The organism is Arcticibacter eurypsychrophilus, assembly GCF_001730525.1.
GTDB classification, from domain to species: domain Bacteria; phylum Bacteroidota; class Bacteroidia; order Sphingobacteriales; family Sphingobacteriaceae; genus Arcticibacter; species Arcticibacter eurypsychrophilus.
Window position 1 is genome coordinate 148,432 of record NZ_MDFN01000001.1, and the last position, 13,284, is coordinate 161,715.

Annotated in this window: 14 protein-coding genes; 4 read left to right on the plus strand and 10 right to left on the minus strand. The window is 38.7% G+C overall.

Translation table 11 applies throughout. The features are described 5' to 3' along the window. Positions 1-3: 3 nt before the first annotated feature. The 8 genes from bamA to BFL47_RS00690 form a co-directional block, all read right to left on the minus strand. Positions 4-2,571 carry an outer membrane protein assembly factor BamA gene (gene bamA / locus BFL47_RS00655; RefSeq protein WP_069657859.1) on the minus strand — a complete coding sequence of 856 codons (2,568 nt, stop codon included), beginning with the start codon at positions 2,569-2,571 and terminating at the stop codon, positions 4-6. Between the two features lie 61 nt (positions 2,572-2,632). Further along, positions 2,633-3,370, minus strand: coding sequence for an isoprenyl transferase (locus BFL47_RS00660; RefSeq protein ID WP_069657860.1), 738 nt, complete (start codon positions 3,368-3,370; stop codon positions 2,633-2,635). 61 nt (positions 3,371-3,431) lie between these two features. Continuing rightward, positions 3,432-4,211 (minus strand): type IX secretion system protein PorG, encoded by a 780-nt coding sequence (porG, locus tag BFL47_RS00665; protein ID WP_069657861.1) that lies wholly within the window; start codon positions 4,209-4,211, stop codon positions 3,432-3,434. Next, positions 4,212-5,093: an NAD kinase gene (locus BFL47_RS00670; protein ID WP_069657862.1), complete on the minus strand. Its 882-nt coding sequence runs from the start codon at positions 5,091-5,093 to the stop codon at positions 4,212-4,214. After that, on the minus strand, positions 5,093-5,755 hold the full coding sequence (locus tag BFL47_RS00675; protein WP_069657863.1) for a CBS domain-containing protein: 663 nt from the start codon (positions 5,753-5,755) through the stop codon (positions 5,093-5,095). The genes BFL47_RS00670 and BFL47_RS00675 overlap by 1 nt, the downstream gene beginning before the upstream one ends. A 2-nt stretch (positions 5,756-5,757) precedes the next feature. Then, complete coding sequence (locus tag BFL47_RS00680) at positions 5,758-6,519, minus strand: alpha/beta fold hydrolase (RefSeq protein ID WP_069657864.1); 762 nt, start codon at positions 6,517-6,519, stop codon at positions 5,758-5,760. A gap of 103 nt (positions 6,520-6,622) precedes the next feature. Continuing rightward, a complete protein-coding gene (locus BFL47_RS00685; RefSeq protein WP_069657865.1) occupies positions 6,623-7,069 on the minus strand; it encodes a GatB/YqeY domain-containing protein in 447 nt (148 codons plus the stop codon). Between the two features lie 48 nt (positions 7,070-7,117). After that, complete coding sequence (locus BFL47_RS00690) at positions 7,118-7,876, minus strand: SDR family NAD(P)-dependent oxidoreductase (protein WP_069657866.1); 759 nt, start codon at positions 7,874-7,876, stop codon at positions 7,118-7,120. A gap of 159 nt (positions 7,877-8,035) precedes the next feature. On the opposite strand from BFL47_RS00690, the gene BFL47_RS00695 reads away from it, so the two are divergent. After that, a complete protein-coding gene (locus BFL47_RS00695) occupies positions 8,036-8,287 on the plus strand; it encodes a hypothetical protein (protein ID WP_069657867.1) in 252 nt (83 codons plus the stop codon). A 12-nt stretch (positions 8,288-8,299) separates the two neighbouring features. Here the strand turns inward: BFL47_RS00695 and porT are convergent, their stop codons facing one another. Beyond that, positions 8,300-9,028 (minus strand): type IX secretion/gliding motility protein PorT/SprT, encoded by a 729-nt coding sequence (porT, locus tag BFL47_RS00700; protein ID WP_069657868.1) that lies wholly within the window; start codon positions 9,026-9,028, stop codon positions 8,300-8,302. Beyond that, complete coding sequence (ubiE, locus tag BFL47_RS00705) at positions 9,025-9,756, minus strand: bifunctional demethylmenaquinone methyltransferase/2-methoxy-6-polyprenyl-1,4-benzoquinol methylase UbiE (RefSeq protein ID WP_069657869.1); 732 nt, start codon at positions 9,754-9,756, stop codon at positions 9,025-9,027. The genes porT and ubiE overlap by 4 nt, the downstream gene beginning before the upstream one ends. A 249-nt stretch (positions 9,757-10,005) precedes the next feature. On the opposite strand from ubiE, the gene yihA reads away from it, so the two are divergent. From yihA to BFL47_RS00720, 3 genes are all read left to right on the plus strand, one after another. Then, positions 10,006-10,629 (plus strand): ribosome biogenesis GTP-binding protein YihA/YsxC, encoded by a 624-nt coding sequence (yihA, locus tag BFL47_RS00710; protein ID WP_069657870.1) that lies wholly within the window; start codon positions 10,006-10,008, stop codon positions 10,627-10,629. Between the two features lie 20 nt (positions 10,630-10,649). Beyond that, a complete protein-coding gene (locus BFL47_RS00715; RefSeq protein WP_069657871.1) occupies positions 10,650-11,507 on the plus strand; it encodes a UbiA-like polyprenyltransferase in 858 nt (285 codons plus the stop codon). A gap of 63 nt (positions 11,508-11,570) precedes the next feature. Next, positions 11,571-13,283, plus strand: a complete 1,713-nt coding sequence (locus tag BFL47_RS00720) for a M3 family oligoendopeptidase (RefSeq protein ID WP_069657872.1) — start codon at positions 11,571-11,573, stop codon at positions 13,281-13,283. Position 13,284 lies beyond the last annotated feature (1 nt).

The window sequence follows — 13,284 nt, forward strand, 5'->3', positions numbered from 1 at the left end:
TAATTAAAATCCACCACTAAGTTGTTGAGCTATACTGAAGTGAAACTGACCACCAGATTTCTTCAACCTGTTTGTTGAGGTATCATATACGTTATCAAATCCATATCCCCAGTCAATACCAAGCAACCCGAATATAGGAAGGAAGATTCTTGCACCTACACCAGCAGAGCGACGTACGTTAAACGGATTGAAATCAGCAAACTTATTCCAGGAGTTACCACCTTCGGCAAATGCAAGGACGAATACAGTTGCTTGTTGTCCGGTCATCAAAGGATACCTGGTTTCAACAATATATTTAGAGAATATCGGGCTACCTGAATTACGTGCTATATTCGGATCATAACCAATAGGCGTTACATTATTATTTTCATAACCACGCATTGCTATCACTTCCGAACCCTGTAAGTAATCAAATCCCTGCATTCCGTCACCTCCTAATTTAAATCGCTCGAAAGCAGATTGCCCTGTGGCTGAATTATACTGACCCAAAAATCCAAACTGACCTTGAGTTTTAACAACCAGTTTACCCACTATACGCTGATACCACTGTGCTTCAAACTTCCATTTATGATACTCTGTAAATCTATATTTATCCCTATCAGTAGCAGTTGAATAATTAATATTATTGAATAAAGAGTATGGAGGGGTTAACTGTACAGTCAAACGAATGTGCGATCCTGATGTAGGATAGATTGGCGCATCAACCGAGTTCCTGCTTAATTCTTCGGTTAAATTAAAGTTATAAGCTGTACCCGAAGAGAATAAAAATCCAGGGTAATTTGTCAACTTATACTGTTGTAAATTGATGGAGTGATTCAAGTTGAAATAATCATCAGGCCATTTCAACCGTTTACCTAAACTAAAAGTAACACCATTTAACCGGATCCTATATTTTTGATCAGCGGTGTAATTGTAATACTTCGCTACGTCATCATTTGAACTCAATGATGTAAAAGCACTGATTCCAAAATAAACAGGTTTTTTACCACCTAACCAAGGCTCAGAGAAAGAGAAACTATAGGACTGGTACGATTTACCATTCGTTTGTCCCCTCACACTTAGTTTCTGGCCATCTCCCTTAGGAAGCGGTTTCCATTCTTTTAGGTTGAACAGGTTACGTGCTGAGAAGTTATTAAAGGTCAGTCCTAACGTTCCAATGATACGTCCGCCACCAAAACCACCTGATAATTCAATCTGGTCAGAAGGTTTTTCAGCTACTGTATATTCAATATCAACTGTTCCGTCCGCAGGATTTGGTATAGGCCTTACATCCGTCTTAGCTTCATCAAAGTTACCCAGCTGTGCAATTTCCCTTGTTGTACGAACCACCGCTTCTTTAGAAAACTTTTGTCCCGGTTTAGTACGAATTTCCCGCATCACTACTTTGTCATTCGTAATATCATTCCCTTTCAGCGAAATCTTGTTCACCGTATACTGAGGACCTTCATAAATGCGCAATTCCAAGTCAATCGTATCACCGTAGACACGAGTCTGAACAGGATCAACATTGAAAGTCAAATATCCATTATTCAAGTATAAGGTTGAAATGTCCTCCCCATTCGGGTTCCCATTTAATCTCTTCTGCAATTTCTCTTCCGAAAACTCATCACCCTTCTTTATAGCAAGCAGCTCATTTAAAGCCTGTGTTGTATATATTGCATTTCCTGCCCAGGTAACCTGTCCAAAATAGTATTTAGGCCCTTCATGCAGATTTATATTAATATCTACCCGCTGATTCGCCTTCTTTATAACCGAGTCACTTATAATTTCTGCATCACGGTACCCCTTTTCCTGCATCTTGGCAATCATTGTGCGCTTGTCTTCTTCATATTTATCCTGCAGGAACTTACCTGACCTGAATACATTAATAGATGACCGCTCTTTAGTCTTTTTAAGGAATTTCTTTAATTGTTTATCCTTAAAGTCTTTGTTTCCCTCGAAAGCAATATGCTCAATCTTAGTTTTAACTTTCTTATCTACATTAACAATCAGGACTACGTTATTCGTTTCTGAGGTATCTTTTTTCTGATTATAGGTTACTTCAGTAAACAAATAGCCTTTTTCATTGAAATACTTCTTAATGACCGCACTGGTCATACTCATCAGACTCTCGTTGACAATCTTCCCTGTTTTATCGGCAAGCTTTTCTTTAATATCAGTGATCTGTCCCTTTTTTAAACCTGTAAACTCCATCCGGGTTAACCGTGGACGCTCTACAACCGTTATGAGGAAGAAAATTGAATCACCCTTTACATTACCTGAAAGCTGTACATCATCAAACAAGCCCTGAGTCCACAAGAACTTCAGTGCATTAGACGTTGCGTCACCAGGTACGGTAATCCGGTCGCCAGTAGTCAGTTTAGATATCTGAACAATAATGTCCTTATCCAGAAACTTTATTCCGGATACAGTTGTTCCACCTATAACATATTCCTTAGGACTAAGATAACTAAGTTCATCACCCGTTTGGGAACGGAGTTGCATACCACCACCCTGCTGAGGGCGTCCTATTTGCGCATTTGCAACACTTGCTGCAAAAGTAAAAAGTAATATTATGAGAAATCTGTTCATTGAATTTTATGACGTCGCTAAAATAAAGCTAATGGTTGTTAAATTTTGTTAAAAGGAAATTTTATACCTGATCACTGGTCATTCCAAACCGACGTTCCCGCTTTTGATAATCAATAATGGCCTCAAAGAGGTCATCCCGCCTAAAATCAGGCCAAAGTTTGTCTGTAAAATAAAATTCGGCATAAGCCAATTGCCATAATAAATAATTACTAATCCTATATTCACCACTAGTCCTGATCATTAATTCAGGATCAGGCATCCCGGCTGTAGTCAATTTTGAAGCAAATAGGTCTTCTGTAATATCTTCAGGTTTTAAAATACCTTGTTGAACCTGGGTGGCCAGTTGCTTAGCGGCTTCAGTGATTTCCCAGCGTGAACTGTAACTTAATGCAAGCGTCAGCGTACTTTTTGTATTTCCCGATGTCTTCTTAATAGACTCATTCAAATGTTTTAAACATTTATCAGGAAGCTGCTTCAAGTCTCCTATCGCATTCAGTCTGACATTGTTTTTCATCAATGTTTTAGTTTCTTTACTGATCGTAGATACCAGAAGCTCCATTAGGGCCGTTATTTCCAGCCAAGGTCTGTTCCAGTTTTCTGTAGAAAAAGTATACAAAGTGATATAGGGGATCCCCACTTCCACTGCAGCTTCTACAATATCTTTAACAGAAACCACTCCAGTATGATGACCAAAAACACGAAGCTTGCCCTTTTCTTTAGCCCAACGCCCATTACCATCCATAATGATCGCTATATGTTGGGGCAACTTGTCTTTGTCTATCTGATCCAGTAAATCCATCTTATAATTAAAAGCCTAACATAGGCATTTGAATTCGCAAAGGTAAAAAAAAATAGCAGCACTAAAATACCGGAGGACATTTACCAGTAATAAAGGTATAAGTAAGCGTAAATCCAAGAAAAGAATAAGTATCGCGCTTCTTTGAATCGCCTCGCTGATACCCCTGCCTATATGGTGAAACCACCCCAAATCGCTCTTCTGAACGATCAGAGAGCCCATTTACATTCTCATCCGGATAATTTCCACTCACATCATCCAGATGATCCGTAAAGGTAGTACGGTAGCCTAACTCTGCACCAAGAGTCCAATTTCCGACTATATTGTATTTTATTCCTGTTCCATAAGGTACTGCAATCGTATATTTTCTGTAAAAAGTACCTTCTGTTTTTAATCCATTAAGCGTTACAATCTCCCCCTGATAGCGTGTTTTAGGATTAAACAGCGCTAAACTACCTCCAGCAAAAATATAAGGGCTGTATTTTTTCCTACTCATACCGGGGATATAGTTAAAAAAGTTAAACTCCCCCTGCATACTTATTTCCGTTAAAGGACTAAAAAAACTTAAATTTCGAAGTATTTGTGCTGAGTTATTTGAATTGCTATCTGCGGCAGCTATTTTACCATGCAAGATGCTCAGCTTGATGGACCAATAAGGATCTAAATTCCTTTTTACCAGGATTCCATATGCGGGATTGCTCAATTGAAATAGATTCTTTGGGTTTAAATCGCCTATATAGCCAATTCCCCCACCAAAAACACCAAGCTCCCAGCTTTGTGCCTTGATTTCTTGCTGAGCAAGGAAAATGAATCCTACAATCAAAGTGACAATTGCCCTGTTCATCTAGTAATTTCTACGGTCAATGCCCCAGAGCATTTTATTCCTCAATGTAGATAGATAACTTTCATTTTTAAGCCGGATTAGGTTAATTTGGAAATCAGCTTTCGACACGCTAAACTTTAAATGATTATCAATTACCTCGGTCCGCGAATCGCAGGAAAGAAGGAACTTAGAACTCCTGCCTTCCAGTTCAAAAGTTAGTTTATAAGTGTCTGAAATCACCACAGGCCGTACATTCAGGTTATGCGGGGAAATCGGAGTGATTACAAAATTTTCAGATAGAGGAAAAACAATCGGTCCACCGCAACTTAACGAATAAGCAGTGGATCCTGTTGGAGTAGCTACAATTAAACCATCTGCCCAGTACGAATTTAAAAATTCCCCGTTCAGATAAGCATGTATAATCATCATAGCCGAATTATCCCTCCGGTGTATGGTAATATCATTAAGAGCAAAATTTTCATCCCCAAAAAGAGGAGTATCAGATTCTACTTTTAATAAATGGCGACTATCAATCGTATATTCCTTATGAACCAAACTTTCAATAGCAGCTGGAATATCATCCTTGTTAATACTGGCAAGGAAGCCTAAGCGACCCAGGTTAATGCCAATTATAGGAATATTAGAATCGCGGATCAGCGACACCGTGTCCAGTAGCGTACCATCGCCGCCCAAACTAAGCATCACATCTACAACCCCTTTTAACTCCTTATAATGATTAAAAGTACTTTCCTTTTTTCGATGTTTTACTTTCCCCTTTATAAAAGTTGCAAACTTTTCATAAATGAACAAGTCTGCATCATGTTTATCCAGGTTATCAAAAACCTGTTGGACATAAGGTAAAGTGGCATCACTAAACTCTCTACCGTAAATTGCTATCTTCATTAAATACTTAAATAGTTCATCAACTGATCATACCGGTCGGTAGCACCTGAATCTTCTTTAATATTATTATACGTGGCTAATATATTGTAATCATATCTGCTCAAAGCAGCCAGGATACCAGATATTTCCGTACGATTTACCTTAATCGTTATTTCTGTACGTGTAGAATCCATATATGAAGTAATATAGGAACTTAGAATTTGTGTATTTTCAGATTCGATTATTTGAGCGATATGTCCCAAAGAGCTGTTTTTACTATCCATTTCCAACACAATAATCCCTCCAGGCTCTTTAATTGCTGCTATCTTACCGAGGTGTTCAATAATAGTATTAATAGATATAACCCCAAGGTAAGTCCTGTTTTCGTCCAGCACAGCCAGAACACTCAAATGGCTTTCACTTAAAACCTGGATCACGTCGTAGATATGCTGATACTGATCAATAAAAACACGGTTAAACCTTAAATCTGCATCTTTAATGCTGATCGAATAGTCTGCTATTTCTATCAGATCATCATCCGATAGCACGCCAAGATATACACCGTCATCCAACACGGGCAGATGACTTACACGAAACTCATCCATTCTATCCAATACTCTTTGAATAGTGTCAAAATAGTTTAAAGGAGGAATTGCCTCAGAAATAAGTCCATTTGCCAACATAATTATTTCAATAAAACACGTTCAAGAAATCGATTCAAGTACAATATAAACTCATTGGGCACTTCCATCATTGGAGCATGACCACAGTTATCGATCCAGTTCAGTTCCGAATTTGGCAGCAGATTATGAAACTCTGTAGCTACTTCAGGAGGAGTTACATGGTCATTTTTCCCCCAGATCAAACAAACCGGTATAGTAATCTTATACAAATCTTTAGACAAATTGTGTCGTATCGCCGATTTTGCCATCGAAAGGATCCGTAAAACCTTGAAACGATCATTCACCGTCTGATATACATCATCAACCAGTTCCTTTGTTGCCATCTTAGGATCAAAGAAAGTATAAGCTACCTTTTCCTTTATAAATTCATAATTTTCTCTTTTCGGAAAAGAGCCCCCAAAAGCATTTTCATATAAACCTGAACTACCTGTGAGCACCAAAGTTTTCACATATTGAGGGTGACTCAATGTAAAGATCAATGCAACATGACCGCCTAATGAGTTACCTAATAAGTTAATATTCTTCAGTTTTTTATACATCACGAATTTAACCAGATACTTGGCAAGCGTAGTCACTCCTGTTGTCAATAACGGTAATTCATAAATAGGCAGCAAGGGAATGACCACCTTGTACTGCGATTTAAAAGCATTTGTAACTTCTTCAAAATTACTTAAAGCCCCAAAAAGACCATGAAGAAGCAATAAAACATCACCTTCTCCTTCTTCAATATATTTAAATCCGTTTTCTTCTTTTATAATACTCATAAATTCTAAACAAACTGTTTAGTGGGGGTCTTTGATGAAATTTATATTTAATATACAATTATTTAAATAAATGTACACTTTATCCAGCTACCTGCAAATCCATTTAGGACAATAATTCTTTTACAATCTCCGAAATAGTTTTGCCATCTGTTTTACCGGCAAGCTCTTTATTGGCAATACCCATTACTTTTCCCATGTCTTTAACACTGGTTGCTCCGGTACTGGCAATCGCTTGTTTAATAATAGCAGCCACTTCTTCTCTAGCCATTTGTTTTGGAAGAAATTCTTCAATTACTTCTAATTCTTCTATTTCAATGGCGAAAAGATCTTCCCGGTTTTGAGTCTTGAAAATCTCAGCAGATTCTTTTCTTTGTTTGGCAAGTCGCTGCAATACCTTTACCTCTACTTCTTCCGTTAGATCTTCAGAAACACCTTTTTCTGTTCTGGCTAATAATATAGCAGCCTTAATGGCACGCAATCCTCTCAAACGGACGTTATTCCGTGCTAGCATTGCTGTCTTTATTTCCTTATCAATAATTTCCTGTAACATCGTATTTATATTTAAAACCTGCTCTACCTGAGAGAAGATCAGATTAATTTATCCTTTATTCCAATATAAAGCACTGGCCTGTGCCAGCGGCGTAATAACCAGATCACTAATATTGACATGTTTGGGTCTGGATACCATAAACCATATCGTTTCAGCAATATCCTGTGCCACTAATGGTGCATAACCGGCATACACTTGTTTCGCCCTTTCAGTATCTCCTTTAAACCGTACTTCCGAAAACTCAGTTTCCACTGCACCAGGATGAATAGCCGAAACCTTAATTCCATAAGGCAAAAGGTCTATGCGCATCGCTTTATTTAAGGCATCAACGGCAAATTTAGTAGCACAATATACATTTCCATTCTGGTAAACTTCTTTGCCTGCAATAGAACCCAAATTAACAATATGCCCTTCCTTACGCAAGATCATCCAGTTAGATACTATCTTCGTCACATATAAAAGGCCCTTTACATTGGTATCGATCATGGTATCCCAATCGTCAGTATTTCCGTCTTGAATAGGATCAAGACCCTGACTTAAGCCTGCATTATTAATTAATACATCCACAGCTTTCCAATCATCTCCCAAGGTTTTGAGTGCAGCTTCCACTTCCGATTTATTCCGAACATCCAGCGTAAGAGTTATTATTTCTACACCAAACTGTAACTTTAAATCCTGAGCCAATTGGTTAAGCCGCTCGGTTCTTCTCCCTGTTAATATTAAATTGTATCGATATGATGCAAATAGAGAGGCACAAGCCTCACCTATTCCTGAGGTTGCGCCTGTAATGAGAGCAATTTTGGACATGAATGCATGAGTTTAAGAGCCAAAATTATAAATAAAAAGCATTACGGCGGCGGTATTGTTTATAAAACTGAATTATGTTTACATAATTGAACCTGTTAGCACATTTTTGTTAAGGTGACCATTAATCCACACATTTATATTTCTAAATAGAGCCTTAGTATGGATATCCAAATATCAACAATTAAGCTTTATCAGATCATCGCTAGTAAAACTGATAAAAAAACACCTGAAGATGTTGTTTATGCTTTGCAAAGCACAATTAAGGAAGAAGTAAAAATTAAAGCCGCAAATCAGATTAAAGATCTAAAAATTGATATTATTGATCGGATAGGAAGTGCAAAGAGGCAAACTATCATTTGGGTTGTCGGTGTTGGTGTGATGCAATTAGTAGTACATTATCTATTTATATAAATCCCCTTCAACTTATTCAAAAAACAGACTGATCTGAATTCCTTTATGATATAACCTGTCAACCGGCCGATCGAAATCATTCCCCCTCCGCTCTAACACGCTCGTAAACGATTGAGTAAACTTAATCTCAGGCGACATCTTGAAATACTCAAAATAAAAATCCAATCCCAATCCCGCTTCATAAGAAAAGTACCCACTCCTCATCCAAACCAGCTTTTCCTGATCAATCATATCCGTATCATCCAACTTTTTCTTCGACACAATATTCCTTGAATACTTCCCTCCCGCAATCATGTAAGCCCTAAAATTCTTTCTTCGCTCCGACTTTACCTTGATTCCAAGAGGAAGCTCTACTGTAGTAGACTGCACTTTTTTAACCAGTACCACGGAATGATATCCATATTGAAGTTCCTTATCAGCAAACACCAGAGCTGGTGTAAACCTTAAATTGCTAAAATCAGTTAACCGCAGGTCTGTAACCAAACCCAGACCAAACCCAGTCTTAGCAGGAGAACTGATTGAAGTCAGACTCCCTCCCGAGGGATTACCCGGACCAGTACCTGGATCTTCTGCATATTGCCATTCATCCGATTTCAACACTTTAAATTCAGTTGTTACATACTGAAAAGCAAAACCAAAATGCAATACTTCGTCATCAACCCCTCCCCCCCAATTATCTTGGGCGAGTGCTTTTATGCTGATTATTAAACCGATAACAATTGCAAGCAGGCTTTTCTTCATTTAACCCCCGTATATATCGAACTGATGCCGAAAGTTAAAGGCTGGTATTTCGTTTCCTTAAAACCTACCTTATGCAGAAGCTGCAAAAAGTTTTTCCCATCTGGGAAAGCAGCAACCGATTCGGGAAGATATTTATAAGCACTATTATCCTTCGAAAATATTTTACCAATAGCTGGAGTAACCGAATTAAAATAGAAATGATACAACTGTTTGATCGGGAAAGTCTGAGGTTTCGAAAACTCAAGGATCACAATCTTTCCTCCCGGTTTGAGCACACGGAGCATATCGCTCAAACCCTTTTCCAGGTTTTCATAGTTACGCACCCCAAAAGCTACGGTAACTGCATCAAACGTATTATCTTCAAAAAGCAATTTTTCCGAATCACCAAGTCGCACTTCAAATTTAGAAGAAAGTCCCCTTTTTTGAATCTTCTTTTCAGCAACTTCCAGCATCCCTGCTGATATATCGACCCCAATAATCTTTTCTGGCTTAAGCATCCCAAGAGCCTCAAATGCAAAGTCGCCTGTACCGGTAGCCACATCCAGAATCAATTGAGGTTTGCTCTTTTCCAATTCTTTTATTGCTTTTTTACGCCATAATATATCGATACCTAAAGACATAAAATGATTTAAGAAATCGTATGTTTGGGATATGTTGTTGAACATGTCCGCTACCTGTTCTTTCTTGGTAGCATTTTTATCTTTATAGGGAGTCACTTGTTCGGGCATGCAACAAAGATAAAGGAGTTACCTCGTAATTCTATAATTAACAATAAATTCTCTTTTAGTAATCTTACTCTTAATTATTGCGCAAATTATACCCACCTGACTCGCACCTTCTCCGCACCTTCTCCGCTCGGAACAAACTAATTTCCGTAACAGTTCGGTAAAAGTTGAACAAAAGAAGAAATCATTGTATATAGTAAAGGTAAAGCAGTACTATCCTTATATTAATTTTCTTTCCTTACATTTGCCAGAATGCAAATCCGCTCAGCCGAATTCAAGTGCAGCAATACCCGGACGGAAAAATTACCTCCTCCTGTGCTTCCCGAATATGCTTTCATTGGTCGTTCCAATGTAGGCAAGTCATCCCTTATAAATATGCTGACCAGTAAAAAGGGATTGGCAAAAACATCTCAAACTCCTGGAAAAACACAGTTGATCAATCATTTTCTGATTAATGAGGATTGGTATATTGTCGATCTTCCCGGATATGGATATGCTAAAGTTTCCAGAAGCAGCAGGGAAGAATGGGAACGATTTATTCGGTATTATTTAAAAAATCGTGAGAGTCTCCAATGCGTTTTCGTATTAATAGACAGTCGTTTGGAACCACAAATGGCCGATCTTAAGTTTTGTTCATGGCTTGGAGAGCAGGGAATCCCTTTTCTTTTGGCTTTTACCAAGGCTGATAAACAATCCAACTTCAAGACCCTGCAAAATGTAGAAAAGTTTAAAGTTGCTCTACTGGATTACTTTGAAGAGCTCCCTCAAATCTTTATTACTTCTGCTGAAAAAAGAGATGGAAGAGAAGAAGTTTTGGCTGCTATTGACGATATAAATAAGAATTTCAAGAGCGATTTTAAAAAGAAAAACGTTTAATTTATTCTATTACCGGTCGAATGAAGAAGTATTTATCCTTAGTATTATTCGCACATACTATTTTTGCCATGCCTTTTGCCTTCATCGGCTTCTTTCTGGCAATTTCTACTACCGAACATGTATTCAGTCCCCTGAAGTTAGTCTTCATGATCCTTTGCATGATCTTTGCCCGGAATGCGGCAATGGCCTTCAACCGATATCTGGATCGGGAATACGATCTCAAAAACCCACGTACTGCAATACGGGATATTCCGGCGGGAAGAATTCATGCCCAGAGCGCCTTTTGGTTTACCTTAACCAACTGTGTGTTGTTCATTTTTACCACCTGGTTTATTAATTCATTGTGTTTTTACCTTTCACCTATTGCTTTAGCAGTTGTAATGGGTTATAGTTACACCAAGCGATTTACTCCATTGTGCCATTTAATCCTGGGTATTGGCTTAGGACTTGCTCCTATCGGTGCTTACCTGATTGTGGCTGGAGAGTTTGCCTTGCTGCCGATCTTCTTTTCATTGGCAGTGGTTTGTTGGGTAAGTGGTTTTGATATCATTTATTCCCTTCAGGATGAGGAGTTCGATAAAAACGAAAAGCTCTATTCCATACCAGCATGGCTAGGAAGAAAACAAGCCTTACGCGTATCTTCGGTCCTGCATGTTTTTAGTGCCCTATTTGTTGTGTTACCCTTGTTTTTTACCCCATTAAGCTGGTTCTACATGGCCGGGGTTTTGTTTTTTATCACGATGCTGATTTACCAGCACCGCCTGGTTAAACCGGATGACCTGAGTAAGGTCAATCGGGCATTCTTTACCACAAATGGCATTGCTTCTGTCGCTTTTGCGCTATTCTTTTTACTGGACGTTTATTTACGGAATTCGTAATTCTGCGTTTGATTCCGCCTTATTTCAATTAACTTCGTGTCTTAATAAATCTAAACATACGACATGATAATCGAGAAAAAAGCGAGAACATACGTTCCTGAAAATCTGGATATAAAGTGGGAGAAACTGGAACCTCTGTTCAACGAACTACTTACACGACCGATAAATTCTGTACAAGAACTGGAAACATGGCTCAAGGACAAAAGTGAGCTTGAAGCCGTTGTAGAAGAGGACTTTGCATGGAAATATATCCGTATGACCTGCGATACCCTTAACGAACAGTTATTGCAGGATTTTCAATATTTTGCAACAGAAATTGAACCTAAAATTGCCCCTATATCCAACGAGCTGAACAAAAGGTTAGTTGAAAGTGCCTATATGGTAGAACTGGATGAAGAAAAATACCGGATTTTTTTACGTGGAGTAAAAAATGCACTGGAAATTTTTAGAGAAGAAAACATTCATTTGTTTACGGAAATTCAGATTAAACAGCAAACCTATCAGTCTATTACCGGTGCCATGACCGTTACCCTGGACGGTAAAGAGTATACGCTCGAACAAGCTTCTGTATTTTTGAAGGATCCCAACAGGGAAACCCGACAGAAAGCCTGGGAAGCCATTACCACAAGACGATTGCAGGACAAAGTACAATTGGATACACTCTTTAATGAGCTGCTGAAATTGCGTCATCAGGTGGCGGTCAATGCAGGATTTGAAAACTTCAGGGATTATATGTTCCGTGCTTTAGGGCGCTTTGACTACACTCCCCATGAATGTTACAAATTTCATGAGGCCATTGAACGGGAAATCGTGCCTATCTTGCGGGAACAGTCCCTCAAACGTCATGAAGCTTTAGCTGTTGATATCCTGAAACCTTGGGATATGGATGTTGATATATCCGGTAAACCTGCATTAAAACCATTTGAAACCGGTGCTGAGCTAATAGAAAAGGCGATAACCTGTTTCAATGGACTTGACTCCTATATTGGGGAACGTTTGAGTATCATGCAGGAGAACCATCTCTTTGACGTGGAAAGTCGCAAAGGCAAAGCTCCCGGAGGTTATAATTACCCTTTAGCGGAGACTGGCGCACCTTTCATATTCATGAATTCGGCTAATACCTTCCGTGATCTGACTACGATGATCCATGAAGGCGGACATGCGGTTCATACTTTTATATCTGCAGATCTGGAACTGAATGATTTCAAACATGTTCCTTCGGAAGTGGCAGAACTGGCTTCTATGAGTATGGAGCTTATTTCCATGGATAAATGGGATGTATTTTTCGATAATGCAGAAGATCTGAAGAGAGCAAAAAAAGATCAGCTGCGGGATGTGCTTAAAACATTACCATGGGTAGCAGTAGTGGATCAATTTCAACATTGGATCTATACCAATCCCGATCATACCACCAAACAAAGGGAAGATGCCTGGAAACAGATCTTTACTCCTTTTGGACTAAACTTCGCTGATTGGAGCGATCATGAAGAGGCTTTAGAAAACCTATGGCAAAAACAGCTGCATATTTTTGAAGTACCCTTTTATTATATCGAATATGGGATGGCACAATTAGGTGCTATTGCCGTATGGAAAAATTTCAAAATGAATCCTGAAGAAGGTTTGCGCTTATATAAAGAGGCCTTGAAGCTGGGTTATACCAAAACGATAAAGGAGATCTATCAGACAGCCGGAATAGAGTTTAATTTTAGTGCAGAGTATGTGCATGAACTTGCGACCTTTATAAAGGCAGAGCTCGACATCCTGGAAGAAGAATAAA